The sequence below is a fragment of the Oceanicaulis alexandrii DSM 11625 genome, from assembly GCF_000420265.1.
In the GTDB taxonomy this organism is placed as follows: Bacteria; Pseudomonadota; Alphaproteobacteria; order Caulobacterales; family Maricaulaceae; genus Oceanicaulis; species Oceanicaulis alexandrii.
This window is the reverse complement of the sequence record NZ_ATUP01000001.1, coordinates 468,021-489,354: the sequence shown is the minus strand read 5'-3', so window position 1 is coordinate 489,354 and position 21,334 is coordinate 468,021. Positions and strand designations below refer to the sequence as shown.

21 protein-coding genes are annotated in these 21,334 nt (G+C 53.9%); 8 read left to right on the top strand and 13 right to left on the bottom strand.

Translation table 11 applies throughout. The features are described from left to right. Positions 1-21: 21 nt before the first annotated feature. Positions 22-1,251: a hypothetical protein gene (locus G405_RS0102445; RefSeq protein WP_156861328.1), complete on the top strand. Its 1,230-nt coding sequence runs from the start codon at positions 22-24 to the stop codon at positions 1,249-1,251. On the opposite strand, the gene G405_RS14775 is transcribed toward G405_RS0102445, so the two are convergent. After that, entirely contained in the window at positions 1,248-2,450 is a 1,203-nt protein-coding gene (locus G405_RS14775; RefSeq protein ID WP_022699907.1) for a DUF3775 domain-containing protein, read from the bottom strand. The two genes, G405_RS0102445 and G405_RS14775, sit on opposite strands and share 4 nt — an antisense overlap. 354 nt (positions 2,451-2,804) lie before the next feature. Between G405_RS14775 and G405_RS0102435 the strand changes: the two genes are divergently transcribed. Next, the gene (locus G405_RS0102435) at positions 2,805-3,326 is read left to right on the top strand and encodes an antirestriction protein ArdA (RefSeq protein WP_028284479.1); all 522 of its coding nucleotides are present in this window, start codon (positions 2,805-2,807) and stop codon (positions 3,324-3,326) included. A 1-nt stretch (position 3,327) separates the two neighbouring features. Continuing rightward, on the top strand, positions 3,328-3,633 hold the full coding sequence (locus G405_RS0102430) for a hypothetical protein (protein ID WP_022699905.1): 306 nt from the start codon (positions 3,328-3,330) through the stop codon (positions 3,631-3,633). 8 nt (positions 3,634-3,641) lie between these two features. Here G405_RS0102430 and G405_RS0102425 read toward each other — a convergent pair whose 3' ends face one another. Continuing rightward, the gene (locus G405_RS0102425; protein ID WP_028284478.1) at positions 3,642-4,226 is read right to left on the bottom strand and encodes a recombinase family protein; all 585 of its coding nucleotides are present in this window, start codon (positions 4,224-4,226) and stop codon (positions 3,642-3,644) included. Between the two features lie 164 nt (positions 4,227-4,390). Between G405_RS0102425 and G405_RS16885 the strand changes: the two genes are divergently transcribed. Continuing rightward, positions 4,391-4,963: a hypothetical protein gene (locus G405_RS16885; RefSeq protein WP_156861326.1), complete on the top strand. Its 573-nt coding sequence runs from the start codon at positions 4,391-4,393 to the stop codon at positions 4,961-4,963. Here G405_RS16885 and G405_RS0102415 read toward each other — a convergent pair. From G405_RS0102415 to G405_RS0102380, 8 genes are all read right to left on the bottom strand, one after another. Continuing rightward, positions 4,960-5,973 carry a hypothetical protein gene (locus G405_RS0102415; RefSeq protein ID WP_022699902.1) on the bottom strand — a complete coding sequence of 338 codons (1,014 nt, stop codon included), beginning with the start codon at positions 5,971-5,973 and terminating at the stop codon, positions 4,960-4,962. The two genes, G405_RS16885 and G405_RS0102415, sit on opposite strands and share 4 nt — an antisense overlap. A 136-nt stretch (positions 5,974-6,109) precedes the next feature. Next, positions 6,110-6,832 carry a hypothetical protein gene (locus G405_RS0102410; RefSeq protein ID WP_022699901.1) on the bottom strand — a complete coding sequence of 241 codons (723 nt, stop codon included), beginning with the start codon at positions 6,830-6,832 and terminating at the stop codon, positions 6,110-6,112. Between the two features lie 105 nt (positions 6,833-6,937). Continuing rightward, positions 6,938-8,020, bottom strand: a complete 1,083-nt coding sequence (locus G405_RS0102405) for a trypsin-like serine peptidase (protein WP_022699900.1) — start codon at positions 8,018-8,020, stop codon at positions 6,938-6,940. After that, complete coding sequence (locus tag G405_RS0102400; protein WP_022699899.1) at positions 8,020-9,381, bottom strand: hypothetical protein; 1,362 nt, start codon at positions 9,379-9,381, stop codon at positions 8,020-8,022. The genes G405_RS0102405 and G405_RS0102400 overlap by 1 nt, the downstream gene beginning before the upstream one ends. Before the next feature lie 29 nt (positions 9,382-9,410). Further along, entirely contained in the window at positions 9,411-11,075 is a 1,665-nt protein-coding gene (locus G405_RS0102395) for a type IV secretory system conjugative DNA transfer family protein (RefSeq protein ID WP_084683388.1), read from the bottom strand. Further along, positions 11,072-11,530: a hypothetical protein gene (locus G405_RS16315; RefSeq protein ID WP_022699897.1), complete on the bottom strand. Its 459-nt coding sequence runs from the start codon at positions 11,528-11,530 to the stop codon at positions 11,072-11,074. The genes G405_RS0102395 and G405_RS16315 overlap by 4 nt, the downstream gene beginning before the upstream one ends. A 190-nt stretch (positions 11,531-11,720) precedes the next feature. Beyond that, positions 11,721-12,350, bottom strand: coding sequence for a ribbon-helix-helix domain-containing protein (locus tag G405_RS16735; RefSeq protein ID WP_084683387.1), 630 nt, complete (start codon positions 12,348-12,350; stop codon positions 11,721-11,723). Further along, positions 12,347-13,024 (bottom strand): uracil phosphoribosyltransferase, encoded by a 678-nt coding sequence (locus G405_RS0102380; RefSeq protein WP_022699895.1) that lies wholly within the window; start codon positions 13,022-13,024, stop codon positions 12,347-12,349. The genes G405_RS16735 and G405_RS0102380 overlap by 4 nt, the downstream gene beginning before the upstream one ends. A 196-nt stretch (positions 13,025-13,220) precedes the next feature. Here G405_RS0102380 and G405_RS0102375 point away from each other — a divergent pair, with 196 nt between their 5' ends. From G405_RS0102375 to G405_RS16310, 4 genes are all read left to right on the top strand, one after another. Next, a complete protein-coding gene (locus G405_RS0102375) occupies positions 13,221-13,559 on the top strand; it encodes a hypothetical protein (protein WP_022699894.1) in 339 nt (112 codons plus the stop codon). Between the two features lie 607 nt (positions 13,560-14,166). Further along, positions 14,167-14,427 carry a hypothetical protein gene (locus G405_RS0102365; protein ID WP_022699892.1) on the top strand — a complete coding sequence of 87 codons (261 nt, stop codon included), beginning with the start codon at positions 14,167-14,169 and terminating at the stop codon, positions 14,425-14,427. A 374-nt stretch (positions 14,428-14,801) separates the two neighbouring features. Next, positions 14,802-15,887 carry a DUF4238 domain-containing protein gene (locus G405_RS0102355; protein WP_022699890.1) on the top strand — a complete coding sequence of 362 codons (1,086 nt, stop codon included), beginning with the start codon at positions 14,802-14,804 and terminating at the stop codon, positions 15,885-15,887. 463 nt (positions 15,888-16,350) lie between these two features. Next, entirely contained in the window at positions 16,351-17,904 is a 1,554-nt protein-coding gene (locus G405_RS16310; RefSeq protein ID WP_022699889.1) for a MobA/MobL family protein, read from the top strand. Between the two features lie 174 nt (positions 17,905-18,078). Here the strand turns inward: G405_RS16310 and G405_RS0102345 are convergent, their stop codons facing one another. From G405_RS0102345 to G405_RS0102335, 3 genes are read right to left on the bottom strand one after another with little or no spacing between them, the layout of a single operon-like run. Next, positions 18,079-19,884: a DUF2326 domain-containing protein gene (locus G405_RS0102345; RefSeq protein WP_169447484.1), complete on the bottom strand. Its 1,806-nt coding sequence runs from the start codon at positions 19,882-19,884 to the stop codon at positions 18,079-18,081. Next, on the bottom strand, positions 19,874-20,134 hold the full coding sequence (locus G405_RS17290) for an ABC-three component system middle component 8 (RefSeq protein WP_407667902.1): 261 nt from the start codon (positions 20,132-20,134) through the stop codon (positions 19,874-19,876). The genes G405_RS0102345 and G405_RS17290 overlap by 11 nt, the downstream gene beginning before the upstream one ends. Next, positions 20,127-21,053, bottom strand: coding sequence for an ABC-three component system protein (locus G405_RS0102335; protein ID WP_156861324.1), 927 nt, complete (start codon positions 21,051-21,053; stop codon positions 20,127-20,129). Before G405_RS0102335 ends, G405_RS17290 begins: the two co-directional genes overlap by 8 nt. Positions 21,054-21,334 lie beyond the last annotated feature (281 nt).

Sequence of the window (21,334 nt, the reverse complement as noted above, 5' to 3'; positions counted from 1 at the left end):
TATATTGTACGGAGGTTTATGATGCCCATTTTTGAAAATGAAAGCAAAATGCAAGACTGGCTGCAAGGGCAGTTCGACAACGGTGTAGGGCTAGGCGATCTGATCGACCGCCAGCAAGATATTGAAGATGCGAATTGGAAAACGGAAGACGAACGCGCCATCGGCGAGTCGTTTAATTATGTTCTGGAATACTCTTACTGTACCAGTGTCCTGTCGGCCAATAAGAACATTTCTGACACCAAGGGCGAGATCCTGAAGCCTGATTTTGTTCTGTACGAAGCAGAATCCGAGGGCATTTTAGTTGTTGAACTAAAAAACTTCTCTCAGGCAACGCGTGAGGCTGGGACTGAAATCGGTGCTTACAGCGGCGAAATAAAGTCGCAACTGCCCTTCATGGCAGATGCGGACATCATGGGTGTAGTTATTTCCCCGGATTGGCCGACCCTAATTCGACGCTACGTTATGCAAGAGATCCTGTGGCGAAAGCGGAAAATGCTGTGTTTGGAGCCGGTAGAAACGTGCGATGGTATCCGGCTACGCACGTTAAACGTCAATACTTTGGTGCCGAATGGATCGACTCCAAAAATCTCAGCACACTACTTGGGTGGCCATCATATCTGCCTCTACGATCATGACTTGCAGGCAGGCTCTGATGACCGCGAACGGTTTGTCCCGCTCGAAAATCAAATGAAATCATCCCTTCGGATGCTGGCCGCAGAAGGTGAAAGTCATGGGCTGACTGGCTTCGCTTTTCTTTGGAAAGATGGGTGGGAGCTGTCCCTCGCGCCCTACATGTTGACGCTGGTCAATTTTGCACCATTCCAGCAGCTCGACTCGCTTTTGTTCGAGCTGGGTAGTGTAAAGAAGGCCACCCGCTTTCAAGAAGCGCTATTCCGCATTAATTCCGAGTTCGGCCCTGATGGTAACTCTGCAGCATGCTTCGCGCAGACACGGGTAGCTAGGTCCCTTCTCGAACCGTTCTGTAACCCTCACATCGAGGGGCTCCATGGTTGGAGCGTTTTGCGCGAAGAAATTTCTAAACGAAATCAAAAGCTGATTGGATTCGAAGCTTGGGGCGCATTTGCTGCGAGACACTTAGAAGTGCTCAAGAACTCTTATGCAGCAGGCCAAACGGTTGAGTACAACGATGGCCAGATCGGTTGGAGCTTTGTCGAGAGTCTAGTTGACCTAGAGGCCGACAATTTTGACTGGGATTACTTGTTCTATGATCCTGCTGAAGATCAAGCTTAGGACGGCTCCGCAAATTTCCGAAGGTGCTCAGCGAGATCTGATCTGCCCACACGATCAAGCCCTTTTGCTAACTCATGGGCAAAACTCGTCTTGGACAGAACGTGGCTCAGGCTGACCATGCGATCGTTGGTGATGTCGTGTTCACGCTTATTTGCCTCTAGCATTGCCTCGTAGTGCTCGCCATAGCGAACATCGCGCCCCATGTAGAACAGTGTGTCAATATCTGCGATTTCGTCGTTCGAGAGTGCTTCAAGGAGGTTTGCATAGACCTCCCTTTCTTCTTCGCGTCTGGCCACCATCTCTTCGTGTGAGCGCTGCAGATAGTCGATACCGACTATGTCGCCTTTTGACTCTCGATTTGGGTGGAGGCGGCACCACTGCTTGATGACAAGTTCGGCATGCTCATCGGTGAGGTGGAAAAGTTGACGGGGCTCGCCGATCAGCTGATTGAGTTCACGGGACTCTTGAAGCTTAGTCAGGGCATCCGAGAACTTCCGTCCGCTGAGATCGAAACGGTTCATCATCGCGGCGCGAGCCTCGGTGTATTTATCAGAATTCCAGTTTGCGCGATCCGGCATGGCCTCGGCGATGACCTTGAGATCAAGCCGGGAGCACTCGGCTGTGAATGTTCCGGTCTTGCGTTCTTCCTCGATATCCCAAAGACGATATTTCAACCCTTCAAGGATGTTACGGAGTTCGCGAAGGCTGTCCCTGATCACCTCAACGCTGGCCAGAGAGCGCTCCCCCATGCTCATTTGTCCGTCTCTCGTCTCGGAGTAGCGGAAAGACTGACCATCATCGTCGATATTCGACAGGCTCAGTATAAACGGTTCGAGCGAGGCAAGGAGCTGCCTCAATGTTTCATCCCCGAGCGGTTGTCCCATCAGGAACTGCCAGTGGGCCAGAATGTCGTGATCCACTCTGGGGGCACCCCTTATTACATCGGCATCACTAAGGCGCTTGATCAGGTATTTGAGGGTGAGCTCGATCCCGTGGCGAGCATTGTACAGGATCGGAAAAACGATGGTGTCACGACTTCCGAACATCCCTTCTTTGATCACCGTCTCGGCAAGCAGCAAGGCCGCATCCGTAAAGCCGTCGACATAGTTTTCATCGTAAGCTTGGACTCCAATGCAAGCATTCCAAGTGCTGTCATCGGTTAGCGAGAAAAAGGGATCGTCATCTATCGCTTCTGGCATGTGGTTGATCTCAATACATAATGTTATTCAGCTAGTTGTATCTGAAATGGGTCAGTGATGAAAGGCTTGGCATCCGGGCGGGCTCTATGGCCTCTGGCCACCAAGCCAGCCGCCGGCAGAACCGGCGCCGGGTCTTGGCCCATGCGGGTGACGATCCCTGATGCAAGGGCTTAGGGCTTCGCCCTCAGCGCACTTCGGCAAAAATAGGCAGGGCCGAGGCTCCGCGCCCCAGATCAAAACTGTGGCTTGTGCGCCCGCACCAAGTCCCTGCCGATTTCTCCCTCCGTTTGCACACCCATCCTCGACCGGAAGCAGGGTTGTATGCGCAACCCTTATCCAAAGGAGGACTTCAAAATGGGAGAGCAAAACACCGAAATCCGTATCTATGTGGCATGTCTGGCCGCGTACAATAATGGGCGTTTGCACGGGCGCTGGATCGACGCCGCACAGGACGCTGACGACATCCGCGCCGAGATCTCGGACATGCTGGCCGCCTCACCAATTCCCAAGGCCGAAGAATGGGCCATTCATGACCATGAGGGCTTCGAGGGCGCTCCAATCAGTGAGTGCCACGGCATCGACAGCGTAGCGGACTTGGCGGCGTTTATCGCCGAACATGGCGCGCTGGGCGGCAAGCTGATCGAACACTATGGCGGCGATCTGGACGAGGCTCGCACGGCCATTGAGGACCATTACGCGGGTGAGTACGCGTCGCTGGCGGAGTTCGCCCAAGAGCTCACCGAGCAAAGCACGACCGTCCCGAAATGTCTGGATTTCTATATCGATTACGAGCGAATGGGCCGCGATATGGCGCTATGCGATGTGTTCGCCGTCGAAACCGCCTTCAATGAACTCCACATCTTCTGGAGTCACTAAGATGGCCTATGAGATCTATCGCTTTACATGGCGTGGCATCGAGATCGAGGCTCGCTATAACCCCCATCATTATGACGTGATCGCCCATCTGGAAATCGAGACGCTCTCACCGGAGAAAGAGCCGCTGCCGATCACCGGCACAGGTTATCGCTCGCACTTCCATCCGCGCGGTGTGATCGAGTTGCACGACGCAGAAAATCGCGGAGATACGCTGATCCAGCATGTCATCGATTGGCTGGACGCCGAGGCCGCTAAACCCGCATGGAAGACATTCGTGCAAGAGCGTCAGCAACTCGAATTGTTCTAGCCCCACACCTATCCGGTCACCGCCCGCCACACGGTGGAGGGCGCGACGCCATAGCGCGCTGCGGCAATCGCATAGCTCTCGCCCTTAAGGTGGATCGCGCGGCGGGCTTCGCGCACCTGCTGTGCGCTCAGCCGTTTGGGCCGCCCTGGGCGCTTGCCGCGCTGCGCCGCCGCTTGCAGTCCGGCCAAGGTGTTCTCGCGGATCAAGTCCCGCTGGAACTCCGCCACGGCGCTGAACACATGAAAGACCAGCTTGCCGCCAATGGTCTGGGTGTTGATGCCCTCGCTTAGCGAGCACAGATGTATGCCGCGCGCGTGAAACTCCCGCAGCAAAGCCGCCAGATGCTCCACCGAGCGGCCCAAGCGGTCGAGCTTATAGATCACCAGAACATCACCCGCCCGCAGGCAGTATAGCGCTTGATCAAGGCCAGGGCGGCGCGCCTTTGCGCCAGACACACCGTGATCATCAAAAACCCGCTCGCACCCCGCACGGCGCAGCGCGTCATGCTGAAGGTCCAGCTTCTGCGCCTTGGTCGAAACCCGCGCATAGCCGATCACACGGCCCGTAGGCGAGGGGACAATTCCGATGCTCATAATGTGTTTCCCGAGGGCAACGCGACCCGTTCAAAAACGATGGGTTTTGAAATCCGGCCATTTCCGCCTCCCTCGGCTGAGTGCATTAGCACAATGCGCTGAGAACGCGTGATTTTCAATATTGAAGCAAGCATATGTGATCACTATTTCATAAATGATCGTTTTTGCAAGCTCTAGAATTGCGAACATTGAATCTAGATTGCAATTTTCTTGCGTATTTGCGCAATCAATGCTATGGTTTGCACAAATTAAATTACGTTTTTGCTTTTGACATGAGTGCATTTGGAAGACTAACAGCAGGATTTAGCGGAGCAGTAGCGGCTTTAGGGCTCGCAACTTCGCCTTCGCTTGCCAACGAAGGGCCTTCAGATTCTGCTGACGCTACCGCTAACCTTTGTCAGGCCACGGAAGACACACTATCTCCACCAGACGCGCTGGAGCTTTCGCATAATTGCGACGCAGTGATCTACTTTAATGAAAATGTATCCGCGTTTCAGGCTGAAGCCGAAGCGGATTCTTTGCGTCACGTTAGGGGCTACAACGTGGTCGCAGTCGCTGGATTTCCTGCCGACGATCAAATCGTGGTTTTGAGAAATGGCGCGATTGCTGGCAATGCCCAATCCTTTACACAGTCTCAAATGATGCGCGGTCAGGTCGGCTCGTTGATTATGCGCGAAATGGGCCATCCATCGACCATTCAGACGGCCAGCTTCACGGAAGCTTCACTCAACAATTAGAGATTTGATCCTGGAGTTATTCCGGGACTTTGATCAGGCCGATGATCTTCAATCGGCGCTGTTGGGTCCTGCGCCGGTACAGCGGGTTGAACTTCATTCTGTTCGAACAGGAACGCCGTTTCTTCAGTCGCTTCCAGCTGTTCACGCGCCTCGTCGGACAATCCGTCGATCTGGCCACGCATCGCATCATGCAGCGCGGAACCTTCCAGCATCATTTGCTGATTGTTCGCCAATGCTCGCATGAAGGTCTCAACCTCATCGTCAAGCGAAGGTTGATCTTCGGTTACAGCGCTATCCGCCGCTTCCATCGCGGGCTGCCGATCCTGACGCTCCGCATCCAAATCTTGCCCTCGAGAGACGATTTCGCGTCGAACCTGTAGTTCGTCGGTCGGGTCAACTTCAATATGGATGCCTTCGTTAGCCAAGTCGCTTAGAACGGCATCGGGATCTTCGCCATTTTCAATACGCTCACGCGCGGCCTCCACCAATGGCAACTGACGCTCAATCTCCGCGTGGCGGGCTGCGAGGGCGTCGTATTCCTCACCAGCCTGTGCCGCATCGCGGTCAATCGTATTACGAAGTTCATCGTCGTTATGATCGGGGTCGAGACCTGCGCGATCAATTAGAGCTAGATGTTCAGCGTTGTCTCGATCCAGCGCACCGGTAGCGATCAACTCGCTGATCGTATCGCGCGCCTCGCCACGCTCACGCAGCTCAGCCATGCGGCGCTCGATGCGGCGCTGTTCGTCACGCAGCCTGTCACCATAGTCGCCTAACGCATCATAGACCGCCTGCGCCCGTTCGCTCAGCTGTATGCGTTGGATAGCATCGCGGAAGCGGTCTTCGTTTCGTTTGCGCTCTTGATATTCGGCCTCACGCGCCTGTCCGGCGGCGGTAACACGAATGCCCGCTGTACGGGCGTTGTCTTCCCCACCAAGATTGAGATTGAATGCAGTCGTGGCTTCTCGCTCGGACTGGCTCTTGCCTTCCCAAGCGATATTGCGCTGCATTTCCGAGAGTTGCCCTCGTTCCATTTCCTCACACACCCTGTTTTTATTTGTTTAGGTCTTGCGCCTAATTCTGGGTATATGATACAACACTAAGTCTTTGTTACTGCTTAATTTTAGATAAAACTTTAATAAAAATTTATCTATCTTTATCGGCATCTGGAAGCGCTCTCCATGCAGCAACCGTCCACTCATAGAGCTCTGCTGGAACGGTTTGAGGATCATTGTTGATCCAGGCTGATATCATCCCCGCATTCAGCCCCTTTGGGACTTTGCCTCGGTAAAAGTATTTGAGCATCTCAGACGCCTGAATGCCTGTCCGCTCTCGTTCGACCTCCAAAGCGATGCGCAAGGCGTCATCAAATTCCAACCGCCGTTGAAACTTGTCTCGTCCGATATAGGCGCGTTTCTCTCGCGGGCGTGCATCAGGGGCGACCCGAAGCGCATCCAGCACAGCATCCAGATGATCCTGGCGTGCCGTTTTTGTCGTCCCCTTGACCCAGCGCGTAACCAACTCCGGGCGCAACTTGTCCAGTGGCGGATCAATGCGGGCAATGAGTGCGCGTGGTGTGATGCCCGTTCGCCTCAGTTGAGCCTCGATCTCTTTGATCAGCTCTGGCGTCACAGATACAACGGGCGTTACTTCGCGCCAGCGCTTTAGAACCCATTCCAGTTGATCCCGTCTGGCCGTTTTGACGGTTTGTCGTTTCCAACCGAAAATCGTACCTGAGTTTAAGCCCTTTGGGACGTCCTTCTGACCGCGCAGCAAGGCACCGGGACCAACGCCACTCTCCATCTGTAGGCGTTTAAGCTCTTCTACAATGTCCTTCGTGATTGAAACTCGCTCCATGGAGATGAGCATTGCATCGGCGCTATTATCACTTCAAAATAATGCGGACATTAGTCGCCTAATTTCTGTGAGTATTTTCGAGAAATGTTAGGATTAAATAGTTCGACTTATAGAGCCCTAAGCCCAACTTTCGTAATACCTCTCTAGGTCCGCTGCAAAAGGCCCTTTGATCCGCGGAAAGCAATCGACGCTGCCGCAGCCGAACAGAGTTGCGATCACGCGGTAATTACGTCCGCCGTCGAGGCTGACGAGAAGAGGGCCGCCCGAATTTCCCGGAAATGTGTCGCAGCCTTCCGTGCGGTACAGCACGGCCTCTTGATCGGTCCCCGTGAGGTCATTCCGTACAGCAAAGCGGCAGAACACCCCGAAGCCAGTCAGCCTTTGCCAGCGAAGAAGTGATTGGCGCCGAGCCTGCGGAAACTCCTCGTGTCGAGCTGTCTCATCGAACGAGAAGACGCTCAACGATAGCAATGGATACTGTTGTTGCTGAAGCTGGCGGACCGCGTCATCTGTGAGCGTGATCGCTTGGAATGGCTCGACCATATCGCAGACGGGTTCAGCCAAATCGATAAACGCATAGTCGAAAGCGATCCTGCTTAAGCTATAGCGTGGCGACACGTATATCCGGTCCACCGTATATGAGGCATTGCAAGCCACACTGAAGAAGTGAACCTCCTCCGCTGATACACCCTCTAGGCAGTGGGCAGCGGTGATGACGAAGTCCGAGCGGCCAAGAACTGACCCCGTGCATCGACCGGAAGTGGTGTGAACGCTCCCCAGTGCTGCAAGCCGATGTTCCAGCGTGCCATCATCCAGATTGTACACGCTGGCCAGCGCCGAGAGCGGAACCCGGTCATCGCCCCCCCCAAGACTTTGCAAGCCTTGTTCATAGAGGATCGGCTGGTCACTTTCGACAGTAGGTGGCTGAGCAGGTGGTTGTTCTGCGGCCTGCTCTTCAGCCTCACGAGCCTGCAAGTTGAGCATGGAGAACACCTGCCAAGCGAAAAGCAAAGCGAAAGCAAACGGGCTCCATCGAAAGCCGGTGACCAACGATTTTCGGCCATCTGCGCTGGTAAATAGCCATCTGATGGATCGGAATATCCCTTCCAGCACGAGGCCGGGAATGGCAAGGATGGCCAGCCTTCGGCGTGACGGACGTTTCCGATGGTCATCGTCATTGCGGTTGTAGTATCCTGACATCACCCTGCCTCCCGTTCGCTGTTGTTGTCGTCGTCGCTACGGGCGGTCCGCTGGGCTTCGTTTGACGCAGAAATGAACTTCGAAAGCTGAGGCCCAAGGAGGTCGTAAAGCCGCTTGTCCATTGGGTCGTGGTTTTCCATGAGCGTCTCAATGGTTCGCGCGCTAGCGAAGACTGAGAGAAACGCCCGTTCAACTTCTCTGATGGTGATTGACCCATCCGGAGCGCCGGCATTGGCCAGAGCCATTTCCTGTTCTTTCTTCCTGCGGATTTCGTCCTGAATGGCGAGCATCGCCGGCAACCGGAACAGGAAAATCAGGAAAGGCAGCATGTCGAGACCAATGGCCATTGCGACTAGTTGCTTGTAGTGAGGCGCAGCGGAAAACACTCGGTCTACCGGGCTTCTTACTGCTAGCTCGGGTAACTCGATACCTTCGAAACTGTCTGCCAAGCTGTCGAGTTCTCTGGCAATTGCGGGCAGGCGTTCTTGCGTGGCAGCGACAAGCGGACCACCATAAGCTGGCAGGTCTACAGGAGTCTGAACATTCGTTCTAATGCGCATTGCTGAACTCCGAGCAATAGCGTCAGGCTCAAGAGCGGCCATCCGACGGATGGTACCCCGCAAGTCTTGAACCACTGCGGCATAGGCTGCTTGGTTCGTCGTCTCATCGCGAGTGGTTTCGATGAGACGGTCCACGAGTTCTTCCGCCTCGGCGTCCAACTCGTCAAATTGGCGCCGAGCCTGCTGCACCGACTCGAGCCCCGGGGTGAAAAGCGCCGCTGCTATCCCATAGTGATTTGAAATCGGTCCCTCGTCTCCACCCCGACTATTGGTGCCAGCTACCTCTCGAAGCTGTAAGTCGAGGAAGTAGTCTTGATTTTGCTCAAGCGTTCGGTGGATGGAGTCGAGCTGGCTGCCGATGGCGGCAGATTGCTCCAACAAAAGCATACCGCCTTGGCTTATCTGCTCTCGCTCCATCGTTCTCGATGGCGTGTCGAGCAGGAACACCATGTTCGTGGTGGTGCTGATCGCAAGAGTTATCGCGAGAGTTATTAAAATCGCTATCCCGAGAACGATCTTGCCAAGCCCCGTCAGCGCGAACTCGGCCATGCTCAGGAACGACGTCGCCGCGGTCGACACGATGAGGGCCACAACCCCACCAAGCCCAATGCCCATCAAGATTATGAATGGGGTAAGCTGCTCTTGCATGTAGATGACGCCGACGCCTGAAAAGACACCTGAAATGACTGCCAGTCCGACAATGATGGGTGCCGTCCATTTGAGAAGCTTGTATTGGGCTTTCTCTCCTTTGGAGATCGGGTCTTCTTGCCATGTGGTTCCGCTAATTGCCTTGTCAGTCATCTTGCTCTCCGTCGTTGTGCGATACGCTCCTAGCGCTGCTGCGTTGATTGGATAAGAAGGTCGGTAGCGCGCGCGATAAGGTCGGCCGAAAAGCGGCCCTGAAGCAGCGCAGCGCGGTCATAAACGTCCTGTCGGGTGAACTCAGGGCTCAAGCCAAACATCGCCAGAGCCTCGCTCTGATCCATCAGGAGGCCCGGGTCGAACTGAAAGTGATCATCCCGATACGCGTCTGAAATTTCGACATTGAGGGGGCTGATGTTCCACCACGGCGTCCTGTCGGCCACGATAAGCCCCGGCAGGCCCCTCACTTCGAGGATGGCTTGGTCGGCTGGCATGTTCGACACCACCGCGAACGGCAAGTTACTGACTTGGTGTTCAGGTAATGCGTTCGAGGCGCGCTCTCCGGTTTGCACGCCATGGCCGAGCGCCGTTTTGGTGCCGGACTTACGCTCCAATTCCCCGGCGACTTGATGCTCTGGGTCCATCCAAACGTTGATGCCGGCATTCGCCTCAAGCTCGCTAGCGGCTCCTTCGCCCCATTTCTGATCCAGCGTTTTCCGGGACTGGGCCACGGTCACACACTTCATCCGGCGTTTCCGGTAGACCCGAACCGTCTTCATCACGGTCTCGGTTCGCGGCAATTGCGCGAGTTCATCCAGAACGCACAGAACGGGGCGATCCCCTTCCGCTTCTGCAAGCTCTTCCAATAGCAAGCTGATCATGATGGAGATGATCGGGCCAGCCGCCTCCATTTCCGCGCCGGTCAGGGCAAGGAAGATCGCGACGGGTTGCTTTCCGGATTTCGCCTCAGACGGACGGAAGTCATCGCGCGAGGTAATGGAGGCGAAAACGCTTTCCGGCTCTAGCAGGTTGAGCGCATCTGCAGCAGTTTCGAATTTCCAGAACAACTGCTTGTGGGCTTCGACATTGTACTCGTTCACGAACTTCAGGGCGCGACGCAGCACAATCGGGCGCCGTGCGTTGTCGCCTGCCATTTCCAGCACCTTCTTCGGTGCGGTGGTCAGGAGAATCCAAAGGTTGGACAGCGTGCATTCTTCAGGGTCATTGTCGGCGAGATGAAACAAGCACATGATGATGAGCTCGACGCCACCCAGTCGGATCCACTCATTCCGATCTCCCGGCAAATGCGGAAGAATGATATTTGCGATGCGTCGTGCCAGCCCGAGGGCGCGATCCTCTCGGTTTTCCTGCACAGCTTCGACAAATGGTCTCAGGAGATCCCAACCCATAGCGGGGAAACCATGCTTGCCGCTCGGCGCGATCGAGATGACACGTGTGCCCCGCTTGAGAAGCATGGGAGTCAGCGCGCGAATGGCCTCACACCCGACATCAATCGCAAACAGGGAGTGTGGCCAGCTTGCCATCATGGGAAACAGCAGCGCCATGCCCTTCATGCTTCCCGGCGGAGCAGTGATGTGAATTGGCCAGTCGGTACTGTCCCAGATCGGCTGGTTTTGAAACGCAAGAACAGGCACCGCGTCTCTCGTCCGGGTCAGTAAGCCTGCCTTGAAAAGGTCATCCTCACACGCCAGTCGTCCGTGATCGTGAACGCCTGATGTTTCGACTCGTTTCAGTGCCCGATTGGCCTTCTTCGAGTCTCGGTGGACTCGCGTGGCTGTCCGGTTTGCACCCATCTGGTGCCCGAGCCGACGACTGAAGTTGCGCAAAATCATGCCGCACCTCCGTCCAGATCGTTGTCATCGTCAAACAGCGAGTAGCGGACGTTGTTTCGGCCATGATCGTTTCGCCAGCATTGTGAATTGTGACGACGCCGAAACTGTCGCTTGAGGTAGGGAAAGAGGGTCTCGTTCCAAAAACGCCCGAGGAGGTACAGCGTGTCATCGTGACCGCAGATGGCGGCGAACATGAATGTCAGTGTCCAGCCAATTCCAAAAAACCATGCGACACCAAAGAGCCCCCAGTTTGGCGCAATGGCGGACGCGAGCACGCTTCCGAGCAGCAGCCCGAATACCGGGGCCAGCAGCCAAGCGGAAATTTTCGGAACAATATTAATGTGCTCGTTTGCGGTAATGCTCAGGGCAAACCCGGTGCCTACAAACACCGCGAGCGGGCCAGCGATTGTCAGGCCCCACGAAAAAGCCTGTGCGACGGTGATGGTGGTATCCAATGCCCAGCACTCCCCACGTTGTGGGTTGGGCCTTGAACGCTATCTGCCAACAGTTTGGCTTATCTTCCAAGCGCCAATGCGACCCATTCCCTTCGTCGAACAGGCGCGCAAAATCCGTCAACCTGTATAAGGTTAACATGGAGCATAAACTTACATTTGCAAAGATGCTTTTTGTCTCTTCGCAAAAGGTTCACTTAACTCCGTGAGCTAGGCTGGGGCGGTGATGTATTCCGGAGAGCTCGGCTTCGACTTTCTCGATGGCCCTTTCCATGGCGTGGAAGAAGCACTTGGTTTTCATGGTGCCGGCCTGTTTTGCTGCCTGTTCCAATCGCTCGAGGTCGCTCTTCAAGAGGGCTACGGACTGGCTCCTTTGAGATTTCTTGCCGCTAGAGGCTGGGACGATATCGTCGTTCGCGACAGCGTCGTGCACCGCAACCCTCATAAAGACGGCTCGAGACATTCCGCAGGCCTCTGCGGCACGGTCGATGCGCTCTAGCAGTTCGGGTTTCTTTCTAAAGCCGAATAGCTCTCGGTCTTCATTTGAAAATTCACACGAAACATCAAATATATCTGTTACTCTTAATCCGCTTGCATTCATTGAAAAATAGTTTTCTCTGTAATTAACTCTTCCAAATATAATATTATCTGGAATTGCACGATTAACATAACCTCGTGTACTTAGTCTACTTATTTCTGAGCATTTGTTCTTATCAAAATAATATAAAACGGCTTGGCCATATTGATCGCGGTTCATGTCTTCTTCGCTAAGGCTTCTAACTCCGCGAATTTTGGCCTGCTTTATTGTATTGTCCTTGCTCATAAAATGTACCCTTCGCGATATCTATTTCCGTATAGCCGGGATTGAAAGTCGCCTAGTCCAGCGCTGGGTTTGCCGCCTTCGTAGGTTTCTTTTCGAGTTGTGGCTGTGATTATGGGAAGGTCGGGAGCTTCTTGTGCCAGTAGCTCCAGTGCTTCTTCTTGGGCGCTAAGGGTGATGACTGCCATTTGGTTGTAGTTCCCGTCGTAGCTGCCCTTTAGCAGTCGGGCGACATTCAACGCGGTCTGGCCTGTTGCAAGCGCTGGATCGAAGATGAATGCGAATTTCCCAATCAGCTTGGGGGAGGCCTCGAAGAAAATTGGATTTTCCACGTGTGTGGCATTGTAGCCAACAGTGCCGAGCTCGGCGTCGGGAAGTATTGAGTGTGCAGCCGCAGCCATGGGCATGCCTGACCTGACTACGCCGATAAGGACAAAATCTGACGTGTCGAGAAAAAGGCCTTCATAATCTGTGCCGCGAGTATCCGTGGCGGAAACGAAGTGGGCTGGAATCGTAATTGTGTCCAACGCCTCATAAATCAGGAGGCGCGTGATCTCAGTCGTTAGTTGTCGGAATTGCGCATTCGGACAGCGAGCGTCCTTCATCAGGGTCAGATAGTGCTGAATCAGCACGCTGTCACAAACGAAGACATTGGAACGCAGTTCTTTGACGGCCATCGTGTCGCTATTGCGCCTCACATGATGTTCTTCCGCACACCGCTCGGCCGATTCTTTCAAGCATATACAAAATGCATGTGCCGCGGCGTCTGCACCAGCGTATACACGACGCCGTCGAAGATGCCTAGTGCGTCACCTTGTGCAGTAGAGGGATCTGCGCAAAATGAGGGCCAAAGCGGCTTTCAGAGGTGCGGCCATGTGTGACGATGGAAATGACGGTCTTGATGGCGTGGGGCCCATCACGCCCGAGTTTAATCGGGTGGCCGATGAGCCCGTTCCAAAAGAAGTTCATGAGCGCGACTATCGGCAAGAGCTTGATAGAACCAATCCGCATTTGACCTTGGACTATACTCCGGGCGGCCAGCTTGAGCAGGATGTTCATCGGGAAGTGCGCGAGGAAATCGAGGAAGGATTTGCTGAGCAGCAGCGGCGCGAGCTGCAGCGCTTGAAGGAAGAATGGGACATTCAAAAAGATGCCGGCGGTGAACCCGAAAAAGGTGGCCGCGACAAAGGGGCGGATCGAGATAAGTCCTAAAAATTGAATTGCTTACAAGGGTTGTGGTATCCTTTCCCGATGAAGCAACCGTTTCAGGACCTGCAATTTGGCGATCAGTTCGAGTTATTTGATCGATTGATCGTGCTCGAAGAGGGTGAACGCGTTCGGTTTCGGCAACATGCCTATACATGGGCCAGATTTGACTGGCTCACTCAAAACAGCCCCCTAACTGCAGACAAGTTGATTTCCCTGAGCGCAAAAAATCAGGTTCTGATGCAGTGTGATCTCGACACGAGTTTGCAAAGCGTGGTGCACCTCGCTTTCGATGTTTGGACAAAGTCGACGGCTTGAGTCGGGCACGCTGGGTGAGCCGGTTCGGTGCTCGGTCGGGGCTAGCTAAGGCTGGCTTCTATCGGTGCGCCACTCTGTTATTCGGTATTCGCTACCCTTTCCAAGTCGGAATGCCCGCTTCAACACATCCATCTGTCTAAGTCTGGCGAACCACAGCGGCGCAGACCCTTCGGGCGCGCAATGCCCGGCCCGCTCCATGCCCGTGTGGGGCATGCGCGGCTCCGCTGTGGCTCGCCGGCCGCCTTTCCATCGGATCGCGTGAAGCGGTCCACCAACAACTGGAAAGGAAACGACCATGACTACCGAAACCAAAAAGAACTATCCCGCCTATCGCCTGTGCTTTGCGCCATATACCGGCACTGAGCGAAACGGTCGCCAAGAAATTGGCTTCCCTGTCGAAATCGGAGCCGCTTGGCCCCGAGATGACGAAAGCAAAGGGCTCATCCTGCGGCTCAACCTCGTCCCAGACGACCTGCGGTCCGGCTTGATCTTGCTGAAGCCCGTCGAAGCCGAGATCTCCGAGCAGTCAGGACTGCCTCTTGAAGAGGTGGCGTAATGGCTGTCGATGCAATCGGCGAAAATGCCGAGATTGAGTGGCAGGGCCGGACTATCCGGCTCTGCTACAAGCCCAGATACGCTTACGATTGAAATCAAAGCTTTCGATAAAGAGGCCTTGTCGATCACTGAAACGGGATATCGATCCCACTTCTTGGACTCAGCGACCCGTTCACGACGTTTCACCAAGTGACACAGATGGTGATCTGCTGGCTCGACATAGAAGCTGCCATAAGACATTGGCGAGCTATACAAAAAACCAAGCGTAGCTTTCTTTATTAAAGCTCGACAAAGCGGTTTGCGCGCAAGCGCAAACCGCAAATTTTCGTTTTCAGAAATTGCACTTTCAATCGCACGCTGATCTAAGATTCATCCATGGCGTGCAAACTTCAACACTACATTTCTCAGCATCTTCAACGCGGCTTTACCGACGGTGAGGGCGCTAAGGCCCCGGTCTGGGTCTATCGTGCTGACGGCAAGAACTTCAAAACAGGAACTGCCGGCTACGGCGCATCGAATTACTTCTACTCCGATTTGCCCCAGCATCCGGAGGATGAAACCGTCGATCAGAAAGTCACTCAGTTCGAAGCTATCATCCATCCATGGCTGACGGAGCTCCGCGAAGCGGAAATCGGCTCCTTCGTCGATGGCGAGCGTGCTGGAACGCTCGTGACCCATCTCTCGGTTCGAACAGCATTTGTCCGAGACTCGTTTGGCGGTGCAGCCACTGAAATGTTCGATGCTATGGGCGAAATGGTGGGAAGCGGGCAGCTAACAACCATGCTGGGAATTGGCACCGATAAAGCGACCGAACTCATCATGGACGCGGCACGCGAGCAGGTTGAGAAAATGATCGCCACGACTGAGCTGCGGGATATGCCCCAACCTGTTCAAGACATGGTGAGAGCGCTAGCCCAGCAAATGGCGCTCAAAATGGCGAGCGGAGGCATGAATGCTCAAATCAACGATGAGGGGCGTGAGTTTGCGAAGGCATTCGAGGATATCCCATCCAAGATCAAACCTACTATGCGTGACCGGATAGGTAAGATCTTATCCACCCAACCTGCCCCACCAAAACACGTCGAGCGACTAGCAGAGCTGGATTGGGCGCTAGAGCCGCCTGATGACGATGCAGGTGCAATCCTTCCCGATTGCGTGGCCGTTGCCCGTGAAGCTAGCGGGCGCGTCAGCGCTTATATGGGCACAGACTACAAACAGATGGTATCGGTGGCTCTTCCGGTTTCATCCGACCGAGTTTTGATCGGCCGGGAAACTGGCGCGCCCAGCTTCACGAATGCGGAATTTGCTTCAGCCAGCCATACGGCGTTCATTGCAAGTCGAAGCACGGACGAGCTCAAAGAGCTCATACCGAGCATCGGATCCTCGCCTGCAGTACATCTTGGCGATGAACAGTCCGGCCTTATAGCCGACATGCGTTCTGGACGCCTCTATGGCGCTTAGCGCTATACCTGCAACACACCGCACTCAAAACGGTCCGTCGCGTTTAAAATTCAAGCGGGTCATCTGGCGTTAAAACGGTCCATGCCGTAGCGTTAACCTACTCTTAAAATGTGGAGGGCGCACTTTTGGGTTTGCAAGCAAACCCGTGCGCTAGGCGATCCGTGTACGGATCGCCGTGAACCGGCTCATGGCCGGTGCTCGCAGGCCTCAGCCGTTTCTTTGAAACGAACTCGGCCCTGCAAGCGAACGCCGCTTTATGCGGCGTGCGTGCTGTTACCCTTGTCCTGAGTCTCTGTAGCAGGCCAGCACGCGTAAGTGTTCGACTGACACGGGAGACGCGATGGTGACCGCTTCAATTCTCCATATGTCTGACATCACACATTGGTATGCGCTCGCATTTATTTGTTCACTATATGTTCTTTTTCTCTTAACCTCTTCAGCCCTAAAATTGCTGGAGAGCTGAATGGCCATCTATTCACTCAATATCTCCAGCATCGGGAAAACTACGCACCGCTCCGGAACCGCTGGGGCTTACATCAAATATATTGCGCGAGAGAGCGCCGAGCCCGAGCTATTTGCCGGTGGTGGCATTCCGTACGATCCGACAGATGCGCGGAACTTCGTGGATCGTGGTGAGCGCGCTGATCGCGCAAACGCCCGCGTTGCGGACAAATTGCGCGGCGCGCTGCCCGTGGAATTATCGCATGAGGAGAGGGCGGCTCTGGTGCAGGCCTTTGGCAAGCGTCTCAGCGAAGGTCGCGTGCCGTGGTACGCCGCTATCCACCAGTGCGGGGAAGATGAGCATAACCCTCACTTCCACATGCTCGTGCGTGATCGCGACCGCGAAACTGGCAAGCGCGTTGTCCGGCTTTCGGACTCGGCGCGGGACTGGAAAGCCGCCGGCCGCCCCGGCGATGCGCCCTGTGCCTATGTGCGCGAGCTCTGGGAGGAGATCGCCAATGAAGCCCTTGAGCGGGCTGGGCACGAAGAACGCATCGACCGGCGCTCTTTGGAAGATCAGGGCATCGACCGCACCCCGCAGATCCATCTCGGACCTGCTGGTCAGTATGTCGAAACAAACAAATACCGCCCCCACTCCAAGCCCGTGAAAGAGCGGTCGTGGCGGCGCACGCAGTATCGTGAGGATACGCCCTACGAAGATATTGACCGGGGCCGCACGCGCCGAGAGCGCAATGCTGAAATCATTGATCTCAATCTGGAGCGCGCAGCTCGCTCCAAGGTTGACAAGACCCGTCTCACTGCCCTTCTCGAAAAGGACCAGCGCAAAAAGGATCTGGCGCTTGCCGCCCACTATCAAAACCAGTTCCGGCGCCAGAGCTATGAGCGCGACGAAGCTGCGGCCAAGTTCCGCGCCCGCCGGGAGGATGTGAAATCGCGCCACAGCTCCGAGGCAGACTTCGTGCAGGAAAGTCTGCGGGTCGCTGAGCGCAGGCGAACCGCCGAACTGGCCCAGCGCCATCAGCTAGAGATGAACGCAGCTCGAGCAGAACAAAAGCGCTGGTCGGCGCGGCTCATGCGCTACATCGACCTGACTGGCAAAACGCGCCGCATACAAGAAGCTGAGCTCAAGGCTATCGGTGATCGGCACACCGCAGAGCGACAGGCCAATGACGCCAAGCTGCGAGCGGAGGCACAGCTTCAAACCGAGCTCGTCAATAAGCGGTATGCGGCCGAGCTGCTGGATGTTCGGCGTGAGCGTGCGGATGCCCTTAAGGCTATCGAGTTGCGTCACGCATCTGAAAATGAGCCCTATCAAGCCGCACTACAGGGACGGGAGGCGGAGCGCGAGAAGGCTCGCAATTCACTCACACGCTATCTGCAAGACAACAAAGCGCCCGACAGGCAGCCATCACCGCCCGAGGGCGGGCGTGAACGGCCTGCCGACGATAGCCGGTCTGCGTTGCAGCGCGGTTGGTCAGAAGCGCGAGTACAACTCAATGAGCCCAAGCCAGGGCGAGATCGCCCGCGAGATGATGGGTTTGATCGGGAGCGTTAGTGGGCCGGAGACCTGATACGGAGGGTAATTTCGGCCTTACTTCGGCAATCCTGCCGCCTCTGGCGACATCGCTATGCGATCAAGGGGAGGCCCCTCGCGCTACGGACCGATGCTTCAGTGAGGCTGTGTCGGCTCCGGGGGAGTAGCGGCTTTTCTCTCCATGGGAATGGTTGCCTAGAACGGTGGCATTTTGAAAAGCAGACCGGCGTTGCCGCTGTCATTGAGGCTTAGAATGACTTCGTCATCAGAGAAAGTGATTTTGTGCTCATTCTCATCCCGAGGCAGATCGGAATCGATAACGCTCAAAATGTACTGAATTTTTCCAGACTGAATTAGTTCGCGCGCGAGTTCGAGAACGGCGATTTTTTTCCTATTATCCAGCCCCTCTAGGAGACCATCGTGATAAACAAAATGAAAGAACGGTAGATCTTCCAGAACCTTTAGTACGGCCATATCAAACAAAGCGCAGATGAGCTGACCATATGTCTTCCCGTCGGCTTGGCTTGTGTCCTGCCCCAACCGGTCTAACGTTTGGATATTAAACTCAAAATTACCTTCTTTGTTCTGTCGGATCACAAACTTGCCATTGATATTCAATACTCGGCGAACATACCTATTGAATAATCTGATGACCTCATTCTTGCGTGAATTCTCAGACCGAAGGCTCATCTCCATACGATGGACAAGTTCGTCGCGTTGCTTGCGGAGCTCGCGAATTTCCAAATCAATTTCTTGCAATTCGTCCAGCCGTGAAAGCTGACCTTCCAGAATTGCGATATTGGCGCGTTGTTTCGCCAACTGCTTTTGTAGTTCTTTGTATTTTTTAAAAGAGTCGGCGGTTTTGATTATCGCATGATATTCGCTGCGCTGCGCGCTCAGCTCATCCTGTCGATTTTCTAATTCATCCCTGAGGGACAACAGGTCGCGCTTCCTTGAGCGCAACGAAGTATTTCGGTCGTTTGTGAGTTTCTTGTTGAACTCGACGAGATCCTCGTAGCTTCGAGATAGAGCGTCGGGAAAGTGGACTTCGCTCTCCGAGAAAATACCCTTAATCTTTCCGAGGTCAAACTTCACACCATTCGAAAGCGAGTGGTCGATCTGCTCTATATCAACTTCGACCGTATACAGCTTGCGGGCGATGTCGGCGAGCTCTCGCTCAACCTGATCTACCAAGTCCCGATTAATCCGGCGCTCTTCGTGGGAAAAGTCGAAATCGTCAAGTTGCGTTTCGACATCCGATAGCTCATCGCGCTTGATCTCAATCTCAGAAGCTAGAGAATCTCGATCATTGTATTCTGGCAGGATTTCGGCTTCTTTGCGTTTGCGGCGCCCCGAGGCCTCCTCTATGAGCTGATCTATCTCATACTTTTTTCCAGCAGCCTCATGGTCTAGTTCGAAGATGCTAGCCAGATATGGCTTCCATTCTCGATCTTTGCCCTGCACGAATTTCTGGATCTGAAAAACGTCGCGATAATCATTCTGTGTGCGCAGGAAGTAAGATACACCTTTGCGGTAGCCCCAAGGTTCCACAAGACGCAGATCTAAATATGAGTCTAGCAACGTGACGGCTGTCGCTAGAGGAATTTCATGATGGTCCCATTCATCCTCGTGAAGCGAAGTGAAGTCCTGACCGCACTGATCATGTTTTTTAAGAGACACATTCGTATTGTTTGCGACGGACCTCGATACCGTTACGAACCCACCATCATGGAGCGCGAGTTCAAGGTAGAAGACAAACGATTTAAATCGATCACTACGCTTTTCCAGAAAGTGTTGTGTTCCGGTGATATATTTCAATAGGCAGAATTCAATAAGATGAATTAACGTTGTCTTGCCTAGGTTGTGAGAATCTTTTTTATCATCTTTTGGATTTTTTACTTCTGCGAACACGACATTAAGCGTTCCTGAATTTTCCGCGCAGTGGAAATCAATTGGCGTAAATACGTTCGGTTTATTCGAATAGAGGCGACTAATCTGCATCCGCATTGCCTCCGTTGGATATGTATTCAAATGAGTCTGTCTTCGGGTGATAATCTACCCGACCAATGAGGTATAAGAAGTTGAGCGCTGGCATCAGCACGAAATCGCTATCATCCTTGATACGGTTTGCCACGAGCTTCCTAACAGCATCGAATGATACAACCCGGCGACGTTTCAATTCAGACAGGATTACGCTCGAAACACGCAGTGCCGAGCGGTCTAAATCAAGGTGTTTGGCGGGACTAAGCATGCTGGCCGATATCGCAGTCGTGGTACATGTAATGAAGGAAGACGCGGACGAACCGCTTTCTTGTTCGTAGCTTCGGATTGTTGTTCGTGATCGCGTCATGGATGTAAGTTAGGACCTTATCGAAGGTCGTGAATTGGCTCCTAGTCACCATGATCTTCTGTTTCAGGTCGTCAGCCGCATCGTGGTAAAGGTCTCGAAATTCTGAGTTCCGTGGATCGCTCAGAAAGGCCTTGATGTCCGAAAAGTATGGCATCGACTCGCTTCTAATATAGTCGGCGTACTCATCGGTTAGAATGTTGATTTTGTTCTTTTCCTTGAATTTGACATGAGTGAAGTTTGTTGCGCTGCTGAACGTGTGTTCAGCGTCGTCAACGGCCTCCTTAAAGGCCACAACAACATCGCTCAAGTCTGTAGGGTCAACCCGAAAAGGCTGGCTACTGTCGGCAAAACCGAGGCTCGTCCAGATCGCCGGGTTCATTTCTAGCCAACGGTCGATCTCCTCTGTGCCGAAAAAATCCACAGACGTAAGGCCGATTTCGGCGAATTTTTCCGCAAGAACCAGAGTGGATTTTGCGGGCTTTCTCCTATTTGTGAAAACGATGTAGTGGTCAATCTCACCATTCTCAAAGAGCGCCTGTACCTTGGGGAATTCCTTGTCCATAAGCCGTGCAAAATCGTTATCGGCGCAGGAAGCTGCAGGATTAGAAGTCCATTTGGATTGAATAATGAATTTCCCACTATGAGGCGCGACCGCACTCGGGTAATGCGTTGCCGTGCCTGTGAATTTTCCATCTCGCCCGCCATCCTTGCCGGGCGCAAATGAAATAGTTCCGATGCCAAGGAGCTGTGTGCAAAGACGGTTCGCAAGCTCTTCGAACTCATCGTCGCTTAGGTCTTCATATCGGTATTGCCGGATCATTCAATTATCAAGTGTTGCATAGCTATGTAGTTCTATCTAAGCGTACAGAGCTTGGCGAGGCAACAGTTTATCTTATTGAAAGTTAACATAAAAACTGACCCTTTGCGCTGGCTCGAATCTCGTGGCTCAATAATAGCACGAGCTTTGGTGAAATTCTGTTATGCGCTATCGATCTGATTGATCGTCAAATGACATTTTAACCGACACAGTTTCTTACACATACACACAGAAACCTCTTAAAAAGCGTTTTGTTTTAGAGGCTTGCAATAAGTTAATAAATA

Coding starts and splice junctions, on each gene's coding strand:
- G405_RS0102445 (WP_156861328.1), top strand. CDS start 22: ATGCCCATTTTTGAAAATGAAAGCAAAATGCAAGACTGGCTGCAAGGG.
- G405_RS14775 (WP_022699907.1), bottom strand. CDS start 2,450: ATGCCAGAAGCGATAGATGACGATCCCTTTTTCTCGCTAACCGATGAC.
- G405_RS0102435 (WP_028284479.1), top strand. CDS start 2,805: ATGGGAGAGCAAAACACCGAAATCCGTATCTATGTGGCATGTCTGGCC.
- G405_RS0102430 (WP_022699905.1), top strand. CDS start 3,328: ATGGCCTATGAGATCTATCGCTTTACATGGCGTGGCATCGAGATCGAG.
- G405_RS0102425 (WP_028284478.1), bottom strand. CDS start 4,226: ATGAGCATCGGAATTGTCCCCTCGCCTACGGGCCGTGTGATCGGCTAT.
- G405_RS0102415 (WP_022699902.1), bottom strand. CDS start 5,973: ATGCAGCGCAATATCGCTTGGGAAGGCAAGAGCCAGTCCGAGCGAGAA.
- G405_RS0102410 (WP_022699901.1), bottom strand. CDS start 6,832: ATGCTCATCTCCATGGAGCGAGTTTCAATCACGAAGGACATTGTAGAA.
- G405_RS0102405 (WP_022699900.1), bottom strand. CDS start 8,020: ATGTCAGGATACTACAACCGCAATGACGATGACCATCGGAAACGTCCG.
- G405_RS0102400 (WP_022699899.1), bottom strand. CDS start 9,381: ATGACTGACAAGGCAATTAGCGGAACCACATGGCAAGAAGACCCGATC.
- G405_RS0102395 (WP_084683388.1), bottom strand. CDS start 11,075: ATGATTTTGCGCAACTTCAGTCGTCGGCTCGGGCACCAGATGGGTGCA.
- G405_RS16735 (WP_084683387.1), bottom strand. CDS start 12,350: ATGAGCAAGGACAATACAATAAAGCAGGCCAAAATTCGCGGAGTTAGA.
- G405_RS0102380 (WP_022699895.1), bottom strand. CDS start 13,024: ATGGCCGTCAAAGAACTGCGTTCCAATGTCTTCGTTTGTGACAGCGTG.
- G405_RS0102375 (WP_022699894.1), top strand. CDS start 13,221: ATGTGTGACGATGGAAATGACGGTCTTGATGGCGTGGGGCCCATCACG.
- G405_RS0102365 (WP_022699892.1), top strand. CDS start 14,167: ATGACTACCGAAACCAAAAAGAACTATCCCGCCTATCGCCTGTGCTTT.
- G405_RS0102355 (WP_022699890.1), top strand. CDS start 14,802: ATGGCGTGCAAACTTCAACACTACATTTCTCAGCATCTTCAACGCGGC.
- G405_RS16310 (WP_022699889.1), top strand. CDS start 16,351: ATGGCCATCTATTCACTCAATATCTCCAGCATCGGGAAAACTACGCAC.
- G405_RS0102345 (WP_169447484.1), bottom strand. CDS start 19,884: ATGCAGATTAGTCGCCTCTATTCGAATAAACCGAACGTATTTACGCCA.
- G405_RS17290 (WP_407667902.1), bottom strand. CDS start 20,134: ATGCTTAGTCCCGCCAAACACCTTGATTTAGACCGCTCGGCACTGCGT.
- G405_RS0102335 (WP_156861324.1), bottom strand. CDS start 21,053: ATGATCCGGCAATACCGATATGAAGACCTAAGCGACGATGAGTTCGAA.